General features: G+C 55.0%; 18 protein-coding genes. 14 read left to right on the forward strand and 4 right to left on the reverse strand.

Annotated features, from left to right (window positions below):
* Positions 1-38 precede the first annotated feature (38 nt).
* The 7 genes from flgA (at position 39) to VEB01_RS00680 (ending at position 4851) form a co-directional block, all read left to right on the forward strand.
* Complete coding sequence (gene flgA, locus VEB01_RS00650) at positions 39-737, forward strand: flagellar basal body P-ring formation chaperone FlgA (protein WP_324872173.1); 699 nt, start codon at positions 39-41, stop codon at positions 735-737.
* A gap of 88 nt (positions 738-825) precedes the next feature.
* Positions 826-1134 carry a flagellar biosynthesis anti-sigma factor FlgM gene (locus tag VEB01_RS00655; protein WP_324872174.1) on the forward strand — a complete coding sequence of 103 codons (309 nt, stop codon included), beginning with the start codon at positions 826-828 and terminating at the stop codon, positions 1132-1134.
* The gene (locus tag VEB01_RS00660; protein ID WP_324872175.1) at positions 1131-1619 is read left to right on the forward strand and encodes a flagella synthesis protein FlgN; all 489 of its coding nucleotides are present in this window, start codon (positions 1131-1133) and stop codon (positions 1617-1619) included. The genes VEB01_RS00655 and VEB01_RS00660 overlap by 4 nt, the downstream gene beginning before the upstream one ends.
* Positions 1620-1648: 29 nt before the next feature.
* Positions 1649-2419 carry a flagellar brake protein gene (locus VEB01_RS00665; protein ID WP_324872176.1) on the forward strand — a complete coding sequence of 257 codons (771 nt, stop codon included), beginning with the start codon at positions 1649-1651 and terminating at the stop codon, positions 2417-2419.
* Between the two features lie 52 nt (positions 2420-2471).
* Entirely contained in the window at positions 2472-3077 is a 606-nt protein-coding gene (locus tag VEB01_RS00670) for a TetR/AcrR family transcriptional regulator (RefSeq protein ID WP_324872177.1), read from the forward strand.
* Positions 3078-3145: 68 nt separating this feature from the next.
* Positions 3146-4492 carry a methanethiol oxidase gene (gene mtoX, locus VEB01_RS00675; protein WP_324872238.1) on the forward strand — a complete coding sequence of 449 codons (1347 nt, stop codon included), beginning with the start codon at positions 3146-3148 and terminating at the stop codon, positions 4490-4492.
* Between the two features lie 86 nt (positions 4493-4578).
* Entirely contained in the window at positions 4579-4851 is a 273-nt protein-coding gene (locus VEB01_RS00680) for a DUF4242 domain-containing protein (RefSeq protein WP_324872178.1), read from the forward strand.
* A gap of 88 nt (positions 4852-4939) precedes the next feature.
* On the opposite strand, the gene metG is transcribed toward VEB01_RS00680, so the two are convergent.
* Positions 4940-7069, reverse strand: a complete 2130-nt coding sequence (gene metG / locus VEB01_RS00685; protein ID WP_324872179.1) for a methionine--tRNA ligase — start codon at positions 7067-7069, stop codon at positions 4940-4942.
* Between the two features lie 201 nt (positions 7070-7270).
* On the opposite strand from metG, the gene apbC reads away from it, so the two are divergent.
* The 6 genes from apbC to VEB01_RS00715 are packed head-to-tail and all read left to right on the forward strand — an operon-like array spanning position 7271 to position 14738.
* Complete coding sequence (gene apbC, locus VEB01_RS00690; RefSeq protein WP_324872180.1) at positions 7271-8359, forward strand: iron-sulfur cluster carrier protein ApbC; 1089 nt, start codon at positions 7271-7273, stop codon at positions 8357-8359.
* 1 nt (position 8360) lies between these two features.
* Positions 8361-8927 (forward strand): dCTP deaminase, encoded by a 567-nt coding sequence (dcd, locus tag VEB01_RS00695; RefSeq protein WP_324872181.1) that lies wholly within the window; start codon positions 8361-8363, stop codon positions 8925-8927.
* A 26-nt stretch (positions 8928-8953) separates the two neighbouring features.
* A complete protein-coding gene (locus tag VEB01_RS00700; RefSeq protein ID WP_324872182.1) occupies positions 8954-10006 on the forward strand; it encodes a GGDEF domain-containing protein in 1053 nt (350 codons plus the stop codon).
* 20 nt (positions 10007-10026) lie between these two features.
* Positions 10027-11307: a glutamate-1-semialdehyde 2,1-aminomutase gene (hemL, locus tag VEB01_RS00705; RefSeq protein WP_324872183.1), complete on the forward strand. Its 1281-nt coding sequence runs from the start codon at positions 10027-10029 to the stop codon at positions 11305-11307.
* Positions 11304-13205, forward strand: a complete 1902-nt coding sequence (locus VEB01_RS00710) for a VTT domain-containing protein (RefSeq protein ID WP_324872184.1) — start codon at positions 11304-11306, stop codon at positions 13203-13205. Before hemL ends, VEB01_RS00710 begins: the two co-directional genes overlap by 4 nt.
* Before the next feature lie 39 nt (positions 13206-13244).
* Positions 13245-14738: a DNA recombination protein RmuC gene (locus VEB01_RS00715; protein WP_324872185.1), complete on the forward strand. Its 1494-nt coding sequence runs from the start codon at positions 13245-13247 to the stop codon at positions 14736-14738.
* A 62-nt stretch (positions 14739-14800) separates the two neighbouring features.
* On the opposite strand, the gene rho is transcribed toward VEB01_RS00715, so the two are convergent.
* The 3 genes from rho to yrfG all read right to left on the reverse strand — a co-directional run bounded on the left by rho (position 14801) and on the right by yrfG (position 17575).
* On the reverse strand, positions 14801-16057 hold the full coding sequence (gene rho / locus VEB01_RS00720) for a transcription termination factor Rho (RefSeq protein WP_324872186.1): 1257 nt from the start codon (positions 16055-16057) through the stop codon (positions 14801-14803).
* A gap of 175 nt (positions 16058-16232) precedes the next feature.
* Positions 16233-16562: a thioredoxin TrxA gene (trxA, locus tag VEB01_RS00725; protein ID WP_349255734.1), complete on the reverse strand. Its 330-nt coding sequence runs from the start codon at positions 16560-16562 to the stop codon at positions 16233-16235.
* A gap of 356 nt (positions 16563-16918) precedes the next feature.
* The gene (gene yrfG, locus VEB01_RS00730) at positions 16919-17575 is read right to left on the reverse strand and encodes a GMP/IMP nucleotidase (protein WP_324872188.1); all 657 of its coding nucleotides are present in this window, start codon (positions 17573-17575) and stop codon (positions 16919-16921) included.
* Between the two features lie 87 nt (positions 17576-17662).
* Between yrfG and cysQ the strand changes: the two genes are divergently transcribed.
* Positions 17663-18481: a 3'(2'),5'-bisphosphate nucleotidase CysQ gene (cysQ, locus tag VEB01_RS00735; RefSeq protein WP_324872189.1), complete on the forward strand. Its 819-nt coding sequence runs from the start codon at positions 17663-17665 to the stop codon at positions 18479-18481.
* Positions 18482-18573 lie beyond the last annotated feature (92 nt).

The raw sequence follows: 18573 nt of genomic DNA on the forward strand, positions 1-18573 counted from the left end.
TTACATGCATCCTCTATTTAATCATTGGAGATGTATGTATGCCAGGCAAACTAAAATTTTTGTTTCTACTCGCGTTGGCGGCTCCCGCGGCTTTCGCCGAGATTCGGCTACAGTCCCACGAGTCGATTTCGGCCGCGATAACGGCACTGATCGAGTCGGATTTCCGTCAGCGAAACCAGGAATACCAGGCGGAGCCGGTCAAGCTGGACATTCGTCTACAGCTGCCTCTGTGCGATCGGCCGTTGGATGCCTTCTTTCTTCCGGGGCGGCGCGAAAGCGGATTTCTTTCCGTCGGCGTGCGTTGCGAAGGCGGACGTCCTTGGACCATATACAACAAAGTTCAGGTCAAGGCTTTCCGGGAAGTTGTCATACTGAAAAATGCTGTGAGACAGGGTTCCGTTCTTACCGAGGCCGACCTTGGTTTGGAGAAACGAGACCTCGCGGAACTGCGCGGCGGTTATTTCACTTCTCTCGGGCAAACGGTCAATCGCCCTGTTAAGCGAACCTTGCCGGCCGGCACGGTGCTGAGCCCTGAATGGCTGTCCGTGTCGAAAATGGTTCGGCGTGGACAGAAGGTAATCATTCGGGCGGAGAGCAGTCATTTTGCCGTCAATATGTCGGGGCAGGCTCTGGCCGACGGGGAGGCCGGTCAGCGGATTCGCGTTCGCAACGACCAATCGGCGAGAATCGTGGAGGGTACCGTCATGGGACCCGGTCTGGTCTTGATCGGACTTTGAGGGCAGACAGAAAAAGGTGACTTGGCCCTAAAGTTGGCGGTCGGGGGGCCGATAACAATTTAAATGGTTCTGCCAAGAGGATGCGGTCATGGAAATTAAGCTTCAAAACACCATCAGCGGTCTCTCCACCGGGGCGACCCATAAAAAAACGAATAAAGAAACGCCGGCTGGCGTCGGGGAGTCCGATGCCTCGTCAACATCGATTGGCAGTGTGTCTCCCGAAACATCGCTTCGGCTCTCCGAGGTCACAGAGCGTTTGTTGACCGAGTCCTCGGTTGACGATGCGCGGGTGGCGCGGATTGCCGGCGCGGTTCAGTCGGGCAACTACGAAATCAATCCGCAGCGGGCGGCGGAGAAGCTCATCGCCATGGAACGGATGCTCCCTAGGTTCTCATGACCGCACACGCCCAAAAGCTTCGCGAGCTGTTCCGCCAAATGCTTGACGGACTCGGCGGAATGTTGAGCCTGTTGGAGAAGGAGTCGGAATGTCTCGCGGCGCGTGAGATCGAGGCAGTGGAGGCAGCGTCTTCGAAGAAGCAGAAACTCGCATTCCTGCTCAACGATTTAGCTGCTCGCCAGACCGGGTTTGTCCACGCGTACGGTTTGCCGTCCGACGCGGGCAACATCAATACGTTTCTGGACCGGCTCGATTCCGAACTGCCGGAGGTGGAGACCCTGCGGGCCGAGTGGCGCGAGATCGTGCGCCTGACTTTGGCCTGCAGAAGGCAGAATGAACTCAACGGCGCTTATATCGGCCTTTTGCGCCGCCACGTCGATTCCAGTTTAAATTTTCTTCACGGGTTCTCGTCGGCGGGTGCAACCTATGGGCCGGACGGATCAAGGTGCCGTGGAGAGATTTCGCGGCAGTCATTTTCGGTTTGACCCGCATGCTCGACAGGCTGAAGCGAATCTTGCGACGACCAGCCCTTAACGTAGCGGCAGAGAATTCGGATGAAGCTCCTTCGAGCCCGCGACCAATCGGCGATTACGTCATCGATCCCGTCCAGGTCTTTCGGGTTTTGAAAGATTTGCAGAAATGTCACGCGCTGCTCTCGGTTAGAGTGCCCGGAGTTCATCGGGCGTTTCTTTCATCGCTCTTGGACGTGGACGGCGAAGAAAATCTTATTGTTCTCGATGAGCTGAATCCGAACCGCGGTCACGAGCTGTTGGCGCGCCGTGATCACTTCGTGGTTGATGCCCTTCTACGAAAAGTGACGGTATCTTTTCGTGTCACCAATTTCCTCATAGGCGAACAAGACGGAATTCCGTTTTTGAAAGCCCGGATTCCAGAGGAAATTTACTACCCGCAACGGCGGAAAAGCCGTCGAATTACAGTCCATTCGGCGCTCAGAATTCCATTTCAAGCCAATTTAGCGGCAGAGCCTTACCGGCTTGACGGCAATTTGGCGAATCTGTCCGAAGGCGGACTCGCGGCTGTCGTTTCTTTGCCGCTCGAAGCAAAGCTGCCTAGAGAGTTGAAAAACTGTTACGTGTCATTTCCGGAGGGCGACGTTATCGGCTTCTCGCTTTCGATTCGTTATGAGAAGCGGATATCGAAGGAAAAACAAATGATCATCGGCGGTAGCTTCTCGGATATCGACCTGGTCGATTGTGCCAAAATTAAACAGTTTTTGGGGGCGCTGGAGCGGGATCAACTTCGGCATCGGGTTTATCCCGTTTGAAAGGCCATTCTTATGTATTGTAAAACAAGACGACCAGTCGTATAGTTAAGCCATGGCTCGAATCGGCAGCAAACAAATTACTCGCGAAAAGCTCTTGGACCAGGGGGTCGCCATGCTCATGGAGCACGGCTATCACGGCACGGGCTTGCAGGAGCTGCTGTCCAGCGTTCAGATTCCGAAGGGATCGTTTTACAACTACTTTCCCAGCAAGGAGGAATTCGGTGCGGAAGTTATTCGGCACTACATCGAGCCATTCATTCGCCAGCTGGATGATTACTTGAGTCGGCCGGAACTGGATGCGCTGTCCGCGATGAAGCGTTATTTCCGGGATTTGATCGAAGAACTGGAGCGGCGGCAGTTCAAGGGCGGATGTTTGTTGGGTAACCTGATCGGTGAGATCGGGGATACCAATGAGACGTGTATGGCCTCTCTCCGGGATGCCTTTCATCGTTACAGGGATAAGTACACGGAAGGCTTAGCTCGCGCCCAGGCGGAAGGGGCGATACGCGCCGATCTATCGGCCGAAACGATGGCGGATTTGCTCTCCGACAGTCTGCAGGGCGCTTTGCTGCGAATGAAGGTTGAGCAATCCGTGCGTCCGTTGGAGGTCTGCTTGAGCCATCTGCTCGACGATTATTTCAAACCTAAGAGTTCTTGAAAGCGAGGAGGTATGCAATGAAAAAACAGCGGATAAGAGAGAAAAAACTGATTCGGGCCTTGCGCGGTATGACGCTCGGATTGATGTCCGGATTGGCCTTAGCCGCGGTGGGTATGTCTTCCGTCAATGCGGATGAGACCTGCCTGTCGCCCTATATGGCAAAGATCACGGGCCAGGAAGATTACGTGTACGTTTGGACCCTGGGTGCAACGGGTATCGGCGACGAGCAGGACAAACTGGTGACCGTGGACGTCAATCCGAAGTCGCCCAAATACAGCAAGATCGTGGACAGTCTCTCCGTGGGCGGCCGTAACGAGGCGCACCATTCGGACTTTACCGATGACCGGAACTATCTTTGGGCGGGCGGATTGGACACCAGCAAGATTTTCATCTTCGACGTCCACTCCGATCCGGCCAAACCCAAGCTGCACAAAACGATTACCGATTTCGTCGCGAAAAGCGGCGGCGTGGTCGGACCTCACTCGTTTTACGCCTTGCCCGGACGCATGCTGATCACGGGCTTGTCGAACAACAAGGATCACGGCGGACGGACGGCGATGGTGGAATACACCAACCAAGGCGATTACGTCGCGACCCACTGGGTGCCCACCGACAGCGATATGCGCGGCGCGGTGAAGTCGGGCAAGTATGCCGACGGTTACAACTACGACGTGCGTGCGCTGCCGAGGCGCAACGTATTGGTTTCCTCGTCCTTCACGGGTTGGAACAACTACATGATGGACTTCGGCAAGATGCTGTCCGACAAGGAAGCTATGAAGCACTTCGGCAATACGGTGGTCGTCTGGGATCTGCACAGCCGCAAGCCGAAGAAGGTGTTCGACGTACCCGGCTCGCCTTTAGAAGTGCGCTGCGCCTGGGAGGAAACCCACAACTACTGTTTCACCACGACGGCGTTGACTTCCAAGATCTGGCTGATCTACGAGGATGACAAAGGCGAATGGCAAGCCAAGGAAGTCGCCGATATAGGCAATCCATCGAAGGTGCCGTTGCCCGTCGATATCTCCATTTCCAACGACGACAAGCGGCTTTGGGTGAATACCTTCATGGACGGCAACAGCCGTGCGTTCGACATCTCGAATCCGCATAAGCCGGTGCAAATCTATGAAAAGCACATCGGCGCCCAAGTCAATATGGTGTCATCGAGCTGGGACGGGAAACGGCTCTATTACACCTCGTCTCTGCTCGCCAACTGGGATAAGAAGGGCAAGGACAACGAGCAGTTCCTCAAGCTTTATCACTGGGACGGCAAGGAGCTGAAAGAGCAGTTCGCCATCGACTTCTACAAGGAGAAGCTCGGGCGTCCGCACCAGATGCGTTTCGGTGCTTACGCGCTGTACAAGAGTGTGGCCGAAGCACGGCCGGCGGAGCCTTTGGCGGAGCTTCGCCGTCGCTGACCCGGTGTATTCCGGAGCTGCGACGGCGGCTCCGGAACGCCGACGGTTTTTTGACGACTATTGATAATCAACGAGAGGAGGCTGCCATGCCCAAGTATTTAATTGAACGCGAAATTCCCGGTGCGGGAAAACTGTCTGATCAGGATTTGCACGCCATTTCGCAGAAATCGTGCAGTGTATTGAGCCGCTTGGGGCCGCAAATCCAGTGGGTGCAGAGCTATGTCACGGATGACAAGGTTTATTGCGTCTATATAGCGCCCAACGAGGAGATGATCCGGCAGCATGCCCAAGAGGGCGGATTTCCGGCCAATCGGATTTCGGAGATCAAGACGGTTATCGATCCGACGACCGGCGAGTGATGTATTTTTGCAGGGTGGGTTAGGCGCGCACATCAATCATTCGGATTTTCACCGTCCCTGTGCGCGCCGTAACCCGCCATTGGCGTGATTATTTGACCCGCATCCCCGGCTGCGCGCCCTCGTCGGGAATCAGCACGAACGGTCCGCCGCGCTCATCGCTCGCGGCAAGCACCATCCCTTCCGACAGACCGAACTTCATCTTGCGCGGCGCAAGATTCGCGACCATTACGGTTAACTTGCCTTCCAATTGCGCCGGGTCGTAGGCCGATTTGATGCCCGCGAACACCGTGCGGGTTTCGCTGCCGATATCCAAGGTCAGCTTCAGCAGCTTGTCGGCGCCTTCCACATGCTCGGCTTTAGCGATGCGGGCAATCCGCAGATCGATCTTGGCGAAGTCGTCAATCGATATGGTGTCGGCGATCGGTTGAATCGCGTGTTGCTGATGCTCCGCGTGGCGTTGCTGGGAATGAGGTTCCGGCTGGGCGGCGGCTTGCAGGTTCTGTTTGTTGGCTTCCACGAGAGATTCGATTTGTTTGGGGTCAATCCTGGTAATGAGATGTTTGTAAGTTTTTATTTCATGTGACAGAAGGCTTTGATTCAGATCTTTCCAAGTTAAAGGCTGAATATTCAGAAAAGCCTCAACATGTCCCGCTAGCCGCGGTAGGATCGGTTTAAGCATCAAAGTAAGCAGACGAAAAAGATTAAGTGCTGCGGTGCAAATTAGATGTAATTCTTCAATATTTTTCTCGTCTTTCGCTAATTTCCATGGCTCTTTATGGTTTACATACCTATTAGCGATATCCGCAAGTTCCATGATTACGCGAATAGCACGCCCATATTCCCGCTTCTCATAAGCGTCAGCGACATGCTCTATTGCAAAGATACGAAATCTATCAAACAAGTTTGTTTGGCCAGGAATTATTCCGCCGTCATCATTTTGTTCTTCCGCCAGTTGTTTGTAGTAGGGCTTCGGATCGATGATTGGTAACGTGTTAGCTAGTTTGCCTCCGAAGTTTTTTTCTATAAATCCCGCTGTCCGACTCGCAATATTGATGTACTTCCCCACCAAATCGCTATTCACCCGCAGCACGAAATCTTCCAAATTAAGATCAATATCCTCCATCGTCCCGTTCAGCTTGCAGGCGTAGTAATAGCGTAGCCATTCGGGGTTCAGTCCCTGCTGCAGATAGCTTTCGGCGGTGATGAAGGTGCCGCGCGATTTGGACATTTTCTCGCCATTCACGGTCAGGAAGCCGTGGGCGAAGATCTTGCTGGGGGTGCGAAAATCCGAGTGTTCCAGCATCGCGGGCCAGAATAGGGCGTGGAAATACAGGATGTCCTTGCCGATGAAATGGTAGAGCTCGGTGTTCGAATTCTTGTTCCAGTACTGTTCGAAATCGAGGTTCAGCCGCTCGCACAGATTTTTGAAGCTGCCCATATAGCCGATGGGCGCGTCCAGCCAGACATAGAAGAACTTGCCCGGCGCGTCGGGGATTTCGAAGCCGAAATAGGGCGCATCGCGGGAAATATCCCAATCGTTTAGGCCCGCCTCGAACCATTCCGCCATTTTATTGGCGGCTTCATCTTGCAGGTGTCCGGCGCGGGTCCAGGTCTTGAGGAACTCCTCGCATTTTCCGAGCTTGAAGAAATAATGCACCGATTCTTTCCGCACCGGGGCAGCTCCCGAAACGGCAGAATAGGGATTAATCAGATCAGTCGGCGAGTAGGTCGCGCCACAGACTTCGCAGGAATCGCCGTATTGATCCTTGGCGTGGCACTTGGGACATTCGCCCTTGATGAAGCGGTCCGGGAGAAACATTTCCTTGACCGGATCGTAGTACTGCTCGATCGAGCGCGCCTCGATCAGTCCTCGCTCTTTCAGCCGGCCGTAGATGGTTCCGGCCAGTTGCCGCGTTTCTTCCGAATGGGTCGAGTAATAGTTATCGAACTCGATATGAAAACCGGTAAAGTCCCGCAGATGTTCGCCGTGGACCCTTCGAATTAGCTCCTCCGGGGTAATGTCTTCTTTTTCGGCCCGAAGCATGATGGGCGTGCCATGGGTGTCGTCGGCGCAGACGTAATGGCAGGTATTGCCGCGCATTTTCTGGAATCGCACCCAAATGTCCGTTTGTATGTATTCGACTAGATGGCCCAGGTGAATCGGGCCATTGGCATAGGGAAGGGCGCTGGTGACGAGGATTGTTCGATTGGTGGTCATGAGACGAATGTAAGGGTTTCTGTTATGGCCGAATTATCCCACATTTCGGGTGGGCGTTCCGAGCCGCCCAACCGGGACAAAAGCTGCGAGGAAAGCCCGTAAGCCTCGAGTTATGCCTGGTTAAAAGGCTGCAGTCATTAAGGCTTCCCGGGCAATTGTGTAGAATAGCGGCTTATTTCGCCCGAGATGCCGGAGATTTGAATGCCGCTTACTCAATCTGACGTTGAGAATGCCCTTAAGACCGTGTTGGACCCCAATCTGGAGCTGGATCTGGTGTCCGCCAAATCGGTCAAGAAAATCGAAGTGGAGGATTCCCGTGTTCGGGTGAAAGTGGCTCTGGGCTATCCGGCGGCCAGTTTCCACGCTGAACTCAAGAGCCTGATCGCACAAAAGCTGCGTGCCGAAACCGGCGCGGCCGAGGTGACGGTCGAAATCGTCACGGATATCGTTTCCCACTCGGTTCAAAAGAATCTGAAGCCGATGTCGGGAGTGAAGAACATCATTGCGGTCGCCTCCGGCAAAGGCGGCGTCGGCAAGTCCACGACCGCCGTGAATCTGGCGCTGGCTTTATCAGCGGAAGGCGCGCGGGTGGGTATCCTGGACGCCGACATTTACGGGCCGAGCCAGCCGCTCATGCTGGGGATTTCGGGACGCCCGGAGACCGAAGGCGGAAACAGGTTGATCCCGATGGTCGCCTACGGCGTGCAATCCATGTCGATCGGTTATCTGATCGAGGAGGACGCGCCGATGATCTGGCGCGGCCCCATGGTGACTGGCGCCTTGCAGCAATTGCTCAAGGACACCAAATGGGACAATCTGGACTATTTGATTATCGATTTGCCGCCCGGCACCGGCGACATTCAATTGACCCTGGCGCAGCAGATTCCCGTATCCGGCGCGGTCATCGTGACCACGCCTCAGGACATCGCCTTGCTGGACGCCCAAAGGGGCCTGAAGATGTTCGAAAAGGTGGGCGTGCCGGTCCTCGGCATCATCGAAAACATGAGCATTCACATCTGCTCGAACTGCGGCCATGCCGAGCCGATTTTCGGTGAAGGCGGCGGTGACAAAATGGCTCGGAAATATGGCGTAGAGCTGCTCGGTTCCTTGCCGCTCGATATCGGCATCCGGAAAAACGCGGATGGCGGCCATCCCACCGTAGTCGCCGAGCCGGACAGCAAGCCGGCGCAAATCTACAAGGAAGTGGCCCGTAAAATGGCGGCCCGATTGGCTTTGAAAGCGAAGGATTACAGTGCGCGATTCCCCACCATCACCATCGTCAACGACTAACATGGGCATTAAATCAGACCGCTGGATCCGCCGCATGGCGGAGGAATATGGGATGATCGAGCCCTACGAGCCGCAGCAAGTTAGGGAGGTGCAAAATTCCCGCGTAATCTCCTACGGCACATCGAGCTACGGCTACGACATCCGGTGTTCGAGCGAATTCAAGATTTTCACCAACATCAACTCGGCCATCGTAGACCCGAAGAATTTCGACGAAAACAGTTTCGTCAACGTGATGTCGGACGTGTGCATTATCCCGCCCAATTCCTTTGCCTTGGCGAGAACCGTCGAATACTTCCGCATTCCGCGCGATGTGCTGACGATATGCCTCGGAAAATCCACCTACGCCCGCTGCGGAATCATCGTCAACGTGACACCGTTGGAGCCGGAGTGGGAGGGTCATGTGACCCTGGAGTTTTCGAATACCACGCCGCTGCCCGCAAAGATATACGCCAACGAAGGAGTGGCCCAGGTGCTATTTATCGGCGCCGACGAGATTTGCGAAGTCTCTTACAGAGACCGGGGAGGGAAGTACCAGGGGCAGACCGGGGTGACGTTGCCCAAGACGTAAAAATCAGCAAATCCAGGCAAGGCGGCATGACTAATATCGAAGAGCTTCTCGGCAAGAATCGGTTGTGTCTTCATGATCCACAGTTGTGCCGCCATTTGAGCTTAACGCTGACGGCACAGCGCGATCAGCAGTCGTTAACCGAGTGTTTGGCCCAATGGCTCGAACAACTGAGTTTGGCAGAGAGCTTTTCGATATACCGCCTGATCGAGGCTAGCCAAACTAGAGGCGGAGCTCATGTGGCGATAGGCGAATGGCGCATCGAGGGATTGTTTAATATCCCGAGGGAAAACAGTGTGGTTGCGGCTTCGGCGGTGGAAGGGGTAGTTTCTTGCCTCGAAAGAGGCGAGCCGGTCGAGATATCGAGAGACAATGGCGCGCTGCGCTACGTTCAGCCGGTCAAGGATCTTCGCAGTACCGCGCTTCTATTGGTATTCGACGGCTTCGTCGGTAATGATTCGGCCAAGGAGTTTCTCGCTGATTTGGCTCATCTGGTGAGTAATCTCAGTCTTCTTCATATGCAAAGCGAGCGCGACGCGCTCACCCGTCTGCTCAACCGACAGGTTTTCAATCGCAAGCTAAGCCAAATCCAACACGATCTAAGCCTTAGCGATCGTCGGCACATGGGTGAGGATTCGGGATACTTCCTTGCCCTGATCGACGTGGACCATTTCAAGCGGATCAACGATCACTACGGCCATCTTTACGGCGACGAGGTGCTCGTGGCGCTAGCCGATCTTATGGAGCAGACGTTTCGTCATACCGATTATCTGTTTCGCTACGGCGGCGAGGAGTTTGCGGCTATTCTGAGCCGGCTCAACGAGGGACAGGCTGAAAATGCCTTGGAGCGTTTTCGGCTCACGGTAACAAGGAAAATGTTTCCACGAATAGGCGGCATCACCCTCAGCATCGGCTATTGCCGAATGGAGCCCGGGGCATCCAGTCAGATGATCGAGCGTGCGGACAAGGCGCTTTATTTTTGCAAGAACAACGGGCGCAACCGTGTCGCCGAGTTTCGTAAGCTTTTGGCGCAAAATCTTGTGTATGAGCCGGTGAACGTTTCCGGCCTAGAGCTTTTTTAAGATTTATTGAGAGTAAGACTATGGCCGATGTGTCCGCATTGTTCGCGGAAGCTCAAACCTACATTCCGGGCGGAGTGAATTCGCCGGTTCGTGCTTTTAAAGGGGTCGGCGGAACCCCCGTCTTCGTGGAACGCGCCGAAGGGCCGTACCTTTTCGGTGTGGACGGACGCCGCTATATCGACTATGTAGGATCCTGGGGACCCATGATCGTCGGGCATGCTCACCCTGAAGTCGTGAAAGCCGTGCACGATGCCGTGGCTCGGGGACTGAGCTATGGTGCTCCTACGCCGATCGAAACGGCAATGGCGAAAAAACTGTGCGAGTTGGTGCCTTCATTGGACATGGTGCGCATGGTGAATTCGGGGACGGAAGCGACCATGAGCGCCATCCGCCTGGCGCGCGGCTACACGGGCCGCGACAAGATCATCAAGTTCGAAGGCTGCTATCACGGCCATTCGGATTCCCTCCTGATCAAGGCGGGTTCCGGAGCTCTGACGCTGGGTGTGCCGAGTTCGCCCGGAGTTCCGGCCTGTTTGGCCGAGTACACGATTACCCTTTCGTTCAACGACGGGGATGCGGTGCGCGAGGTATTCTCGCGTTACGGCGGGGAGATCGCCTGCATTATCGTAGAACCGGTGGCCGGCAACATGAACTGCGTACCTCCGAAACGGGGCTTCTTGGAGACCCTTCGGGAGGTCTGCGATACCCATGGATCGGTGCTGATCTTCGACGAAGTCATGACCGGATTCCGCGTCGCGCTTGGCGGAGCGCAGGCTCATTACGGTGTCTCACCCGATCTGACCACGCTCGGCAAAATCATCGGCGGCGGCATGCCGGTCGGCGCCTTCGGCGGCCGGCGGGAAATCATGGAAAAATTGGCTCCGCTCGGCCCGGTCTATCAGGCGGGAACCTTGTCCGGCAATCCGGTGGCCATGGCCGCTGGACTGAAGACCTTGGAACTGATTTCCGTCTCCGGCTTTTTTGATCGCTTGACCGAAAAAACCCGCTATCTCACCGAAGGCTTGCGGGAACGAGCCTTACAGTCGGGAATTCCATTGGCAGTCAATGGGGTCGGCGGCATGTTCGGTCTCTTTTTCACCGAAGAGAAAGTCATCGACAGCTTCAGGCAAGTGATGGTCTGTGATCAGGATCGTTTCAAGTGCTTTTTCCACGCAATGTTGGACGAGGGCGTCTATCTCGCTCCGTCCGCGTTCGAAGCGGGCTTTGTTTCGGCGGCCCATGATTTCGAGATTCTCGATCAAACCCTACAGGCGGCGGAGCGCGTATTTAATCGGCTTTGAGCTTTGAAACCGTTTACGCTTGGATTGCACTGCATCCCCATTATGCCGGCCTAGCAGTCTTTTTGATCGCCATGGCCGAGTCCTTGGCGGTGGTGGGACTGCTAGTCCCCGGCGTCGCCATGATGTTCGCCGCTGGGGCGCTTATTGGCGCCGGAGCCCTTTCGTTCGGTCTGACATGTGGCTACGCGATCGCCGGAGCCGTGGCGGGCGATGGCGTCAGTTTCTGGTTGGGATGGCGCTATCGCGATCGGCTCTCTTCCCTCTGGCCTTTTACGCGCTATCCCGCAATGATCGACCGCGGTATCGATTATTTTCGCCGCTACGGGGGGCGCAGCGTGCTGTTCGGGCGTTTCATCGGTCCCGTTCGGGCCGTGATTCCGCTGGTGGCGGGCATGCTGGCAATGCCGGCGCGGCGGTTCATCTACATCAATGTGCTGTCCGCCATCCTCTGGGGTCCCGCTTATTTGTTGCCGGGCATGGCCTTCGGCGCATCGCTCGATCTGGCATCGAAAGTAACCGGACGATTGGCGGCCTTATTGATCGCGCTGCTGGCGGTCTTATGGGTCGGGGCTTGGTTGAGCAAACATCTTTATCTTTACTTCCAACCCCGAGCGCATCAGCTCATTCTCGTGACTTTCGATCTTAGCCGAAAACACCCTCTGCTCGGACGTCTCACCGCTCCCCTCATCGATCCCCAGCAACGCGATTACGCCGGTCTAGCCGTGTGGGCCGCTATTTTGGGCCTGTCGAGTCTATTGGCATGTTACCTGGTGCCGGCGGATTTGGTTCCGGTATCCTTGGAGGCCTGGAGAAACCCCTGGGCCGATTATGCGTTGATCGTGTGCGAGGAACTGGGCGGGACTTTGGCCGTGTTGGCTTTCTCGGCGGTTGTTTTCGGCTGGTTGTTGATTCGGAAAAAAAGCATTGCCGGAGCACACTTCCTGGGGACGCTGGTTTTCGCGATAACGTTCGGGACGATTTGCCATTTCTTTGGCGATACCCCGCTGCTCGATAGCCATGTGCTGAACGGCGGCGCCGTATACGGCTTCGCCGCCGTGCTGACGGCGGATAGCGCGACACCGCGTTGGCGCTGGCTGATCTATTCCGCAGCGACCCTGCTGATCATTGTTATTGCATTTGCTCGAGTCTATGCGGATACGGGCGAATTTCTTGCGGTTTGTTTCACCTTATTGATTGTTCTGGTCTGGCTGATCCTGCTAGGGGTGGCCTATCGGCGCCATCGACACGGCGACTCGCCGATCGAGGGTTTGGCGTGGATAGTGATGGTTTCCTTGGTAGGCGTTGGATCATTCGGCTGGCATAGCCACTCGATGGAAGAATTTTTCTACCGGCAGCCGCTGCTAAGCGTGGACGAGCGGCAGTGGCTCGAAGACGGCTGGCGGTTTTTGCCCGCTTATCGAGTGGAAACTGTTGGCCGACCCGAACAGCCGCTAAGTATTCAATGGGCATCGTCCATCGAATCCATCCGTTCGGACTTGGTTAAACTCGGCTGGCAAGAGCCGAAGCCGTTAAATCTCTCCCAGACGCTGCACCTTCTGAATCCTCAGACAGAAATATCGAACTTGCCGGTTTTGCCTCATTTCAACCAAATGGAGGCGGATGCTCTCCGTATGATCAAGCCAACGTCCGACGGACGTTGGCTGATCGTCCGTTTCTGGTCCAGTGGACAACAGTTGCAGTCAGGAGCGATTCCGATCTGGTTGGGGAGCGTCGCCTTTTTGGAGGAGCATAGTCTCTTCGGTGTCCTGAAGTTCTCCGAAGAGGCCAACAATAGTCCGGAGGCGTTCAAAATTTTCACCAATGATCTTCGGTCGCTTCGCCCGTTCTTGCTGAGAACGGGCGAGAAGGGCCGGATGATCGCGCTGCTTCCCCCGTAAGGTCATAATAATCAACTCTTTTCCGGATAAATAACGCCGATGGATAAAATGTATTGGGTGGCGGATATGCGTAATGTTTCGCCTCTTTTCGCTCTGGCTGTCGGCATATTTCTGGGGTTGGCCATCGGATGGCTCATAGCATCCTTGCGCCACAGGGGGCATCATCCGGAATTGTGCCGGCGATCGGCGCAGGAGCAGGCCGAAAAAATGGCTGAATTAGCAAAGGAATTAGCTGCTCGCCAAAATCAAGTCTACTCGTTAAGCACGGGGCTGGCGGTCGCTGAAGAAAAAGCAGGACGCATTCCGTTGCTGGAAAGCGAACTGACCGAAAAAAACCAACGCCTTGAAACTCTGCAGACCGAGTGCGCCGAACTCAAGACGCGTCTGGAGAGCGAGGAGAAGAGTATGGAAGAAAAGCTGGCGCTGCTCCGTAACGCGGAGGTTCAATTGTTCGCGCAGTTCGAAAATCTGGCGCAGAAAATTCTGGAGGAAAAGACGCAGAAATTCACAGAGCAAAACAAGAGCCAGCTCGATGGCGTCTTGAACCCGTTTCGCGACCAGCTCGGTGACTTCCGGAAGAAGGTGGATGAAATGCATATCCATGACGCCAAGGACAGGGCATCGCTGCGGCAAGAGATCGAGAATCTCCGCCAGCAGACCCAGCAGATTAATCAAGAGGCGGTCAATCTGACCCGTGCGCTAAAAGGCGATAAGAAGCTGCAGGGCGCCTGGGGCGAATTGATCCTGGAACGGGTTTTGGAGCAGTCCGGCTTGCGCAAGGGCGTTGAATACGAGACTCAGGGCGGCTATCGCGACGGCGACAATCGGCTATTCAAACCCGATGTCATTGTGCATCTGCCGGAAGGCAAGGACGTCGTCATCGACTCCAAGGTCTCGCTGGTGGCTTACGACCGATGCTGCGCTCTGGATGATGGATCGGAACGGGAATTAGCGGTGCGGGAGCATGTTCAGGCGGTGCGCAACCATATCAGGACCTTGGCGCAGAAAGATTATTCCAGCTTGAATGGGCTGCGCTCGCTGGACTTTATCCTGCTATTCATGCCGATCGAATCGGCCTTCATGCTGGCTTTCCAGCATGACGACAAGCTGTTTTCGGATGCTTTCGCCAGCAATATCGTGGTGGTTACGCCGACCACGCTGTTAGCTACCTTGCGCACCATAGAAAACATCTGGCGCTACGAGCGTCGAAATGAAAACGCCAAGGCAATCGCCGACAAGGCGGGCTCAATTTACGATAAATTGCGTGGATTCGTGGAAGATTTGGAAAAATTGGGCATCCAACTCGGCAGCGCCCACAAAACTTATGATGATGCAATGAACAAACTGACTCGCGGGCGCGGCAATTTGATCCGGCAGGCCGAAAGTTTCGTGGAGCTGGGCGCTAAAGTGAACAAACGATTCCCCAAGAGCATTCTGGATAAAATCGATCTGGACGTCGAAGAAAACATGTATACCGCACTAAAGCTGGAACTTCCGGAGATAGGGGAAACGAGTGAGTCGCCGGAAGGATGATCGTGCGGTTTTTTTGAACTGAACGGTCCAGATCGGTTCGAGGAAAGAGACCCGTCTGGTCCTCAGCGCTTCATCATGTCGAAGAATTCGGCATTCGTCCTGGTATCCTTCAGCTTCCCCAGCAGGAATTCGCTGGCCGCCATTTCATCCATGGGTTGCAGGATTTTTCGCAGAATCCAGCATTTTTGCAATTCGTCCGCCGGAACGATGTATTCCTCGCGGCGGGTGCCGGACCGGTTGATGTTGATGGCCGGATAGACGCGCTTCTCGGCGATTTTACGCTCCAGGTGCAACTCCATGTTGCCGGTGCCCTTGAATTCTTCGTAGATCACCTCGTCCATGCGCGAGCCGGTGTCAACGAGCGCCGTGGCGATGATCGTCAGGCTGCCGCCTTCCTCGATATTTCGCGCGGCACCGAAAAACCGCTTGGGACGTTCCAGGGCATTGGCATCCACGCCGCCGGTCAATACCTTGCCGGACGATGGGATCACCGTATTGTAGGCCCTGGCAAGGCGGGTTATGGAGTCGAGCAGAATGATGACATCACGTTTGTGTTCGACCAGGCGCTTGGCTTTTTCCAAGACCATTTCCGCCACTTGAACGTGGCGCGCCGGCGGTTCGTCGAAGGTGCTGGATACCACCTCGCCTTTGACGCTCCGCTGCATTTCGGTAACTTCTTCCGGCCGTTCGTCGATCAGCAGGACGATCAGATAACATTCCGGGTTTCTTTCGGCGACCGAATGGGCGATATTCTGAAGAATCATGGTTTTGCCCGCTTTCGGTGGAGACACGATCAAACCGCGCTGCCCTTTGCCGATAGGTGCGACCAAATCGATGACGCGCGCCGTCAGATCCTCGGTCGTGCCGTTTCCCAGTTCGAGTGCTAAGCGCTCGACAGGGAACAGGGGTGTGAGGTTCGAGAATAGAATTTTGTGCTTGGCGTTTTCCGGCGGCTCATAGTTGATTTGCTCGACCTTGAGCATGGCGAAGTAGCGCTCGTTGTCCTTGGGCGGACGAATTTTCCCGGAAATCGTGTCTCCGGTGCGTAAGCTAAATCTACGAATCTGACTGGGGGAAACGTAAATATCGTCGGGTCCGGCCAAAAATGAGCTGTCGGCGGACCGCAGGAAGCCGAAACCGTCGCTCAGAATTTCCAGAACGCCGTCGCCATAAATGTCTTCTCCGCTTTTGGCCTGCTTTTTCAGGATCGAGAAGATCAAGTCTTGCTTGCGAGTTCGCGCGACGCCCTCGATATCGAGCGATTCGGCGATTTCAATGAGTTCGGAAACGGGTTTGCGTTTAAGATCGGTCAGATTCATAGACGTTAGTGAAGAGCAGAAATAAATGATCTAAGGATTGCGCTCGTATGGGAGACGAGCTTGGAGAGAACGGCCGGAAGCGGCTCGGTTAAGAGGACGACGTTTAGATTGATGCCAAAGTTAGCACAGCTGTGCGAGGCCGTCTAGTTAGGAGCGACCCGCACATGCCGGAGCCTCAAATATTGGCGTCAAGGAATGCTGCCAGTTGAGATTTGGCCAAGGCTCCTACCTTAGTGGCTTCCACTTCGCCGTTCTTGAACAGAATCAGCGTCGGAATTCCGCGTACGCCATAGCGTTGGGGAGTTGCCGGATTGTCGTCGATATTGATCTTGGCAACGGTCAGCTTACCTTCATAATCCCCGGCGATTTCGTCCAGAATAGGCGCAATCATCTTGCAGGGGCCGCACCATTCGGCCCAGAAATCGACCAGAACAGGGCCGCTCGCTTTGACGACTTTATCCTCGAATTCGGCATCTGTAACTTGAAGTATGCGTTCGCTCACAATGAACTCCTCGCTGTTTTGACGGGGGGATTTGAAGGGATTGGGGCGCCAACGGCCAGTACGAATGGTGTAGCTTTCCCTTGCGTGCTCCCATTTCAGCTTAAACGGGAAACAATTTCAAGCCCCGTGAATCCTTATACAATCACACCGCGCGGGGCCTAAGGGTGAATCAGGTCGTACGGATAGAAATATGTTCTTGAAGCTGCAAAGTGTTCGTGGTCCGGATGTGCGCCTGATGCGTCTAAAGGCTGTGTCTGAATGTGTCGGACGTAAGGGGTAAGGGATGCCGGTGCGATCACGAAGAGGTGAATGACGGCGCGATACCCCGAGTTTCGAACGCCGGAGCAGTGCCGCCGATTTCAGTCTGAGGGCATTAATTCGCGAAAGTCGTCTATGGCATTAAATTCGACAATGCTCTTTGAGGGTAGGCAGCTATCGGATTTTTTTATTGCAACCAAGTGGTGGATGCCGAACTGGCGGGCGGCGCGCAACACCGCTAGGCTGTCGTCAACCAGCAGTGTCTGTTCCGGCGAAAAGGGTTCTACCTCGCTTAGTGCCTGCCAAAAGGCGGGATTTTCCTTCGGAAGTCCAAGAGCATGCGAAGAGACGATTTCATCAAAAAAGGTGTGAAGACAGGTGCGCTCCATCTTCAGGCCCAGGCTTTTCGGATGCGCGTTGGTTACCAGAACGAGACGCTTCTTGCTTTTGCGAACGCCATCGAGGAAATCGGTTACATGGGGCAGTACCGCGATCAGTCCCGCGACTTCGGTCTTCAAGCCCGCAATATCCAGGCTCAATTGATCGCTCCAGTAATCCAGGCAGTACCACTCGAGTCTTCCTTCGGTTTGTTTGAACCGGGGCATCAATTCGGTCTTGGCGTCGCTTAGGGATAGCCCGTGCCGTTCGGCATAGCGCAGCGGAACGAATTCGAGCCAGAAGTGGTTATCGAAATTCAGGTCTAACAGCGTGCCGTCCATATCGAGAAACACGCTGCTAATGTTTCGCCAATCGATCATGAGTTAATATTCCGGTAGGTTGCTTCCAGTATTATCCTCGATTCCCCCATTTCAGCGTATCCAGTGAGTAGCTGCGGATTTCAAGCCATGCCCCTTAGAAAAGAACCATCCCGCTTTCTCGAGTCCGTAGTCGGTCTTGCCAAGGAGGCGGGGCGCCATATTCTCGAAATCTATGGATCGGATTTCCGTGTGGGCGTTAAAGAAGACAGTTCGCCGCTCACGGCGGCGGATCTCGCCTCGCATCATTGCCTGGTCGAAGGTTTGGGGACTCTACGTCCCGCCTATCCGATCATTTCGGAAGAGTCCAGAAGTTTGCCGTTCGAAGAGCGATATGAGTGGGAAACCTTTTGGCTGATCGATCCGCTGGACGGTACCAAGGAGTTCATCAAACGAAACGGCGAGTTCACCGTCAACGTTGCTTTGATTCACCGCCATCAACCGGTGCTCGGTGTCGTGTACGCGCCGGCAAAGGATCTTTGCTACTTTGCGTCCGAGGGTTGCGGCGCTTACAAACAGATTGACGATCTGCCTCCTCAAACCATCGAAGTCACGACGAGCGCCCTGCATCCGCTGAGGGTGGTCGGCAGCCGTTCGCACCAGACCGAAGATCTGGGGGTTTACCTGAATCGATTGGGCGAGCATGAGCTCATGTCGATCGGCAGTTCGCTGAAACTCTGCTGGGTGGCGGAAGGCGCGGCAGATCTCTATCCCCGTATCGGTCTGACCTCGGAATGGGATACGGCGGCGGCGCATTGCATCGTGAAGGAAGCCGGCGGCGAGGTGGCTGACCTGCGTGGGCAGCCACTGCGCTACAACACTAAGGCATCGTTGCTCAATCCTTATTTCCTCGTGTTTGGAGATAAATCCAGGGATTGGTGCGGCTATGCGGATGGAATCACGGGCTAAGTAAGTCGGGGAATATAGCTTATGAAGATGTCTTACTAATGATTGAGACATAGATTCCGTGGCTGGTTCTCCTCATAATTTTGCGGTCGCCA

The organism is Methylocaldum sp. (assembly GCF_035627495.1).
GTDB lineage: Bacteria > Pseudomonadota > Gammaproteobacteria > Methylococcales > Methylococcaceae > Methylocaldum.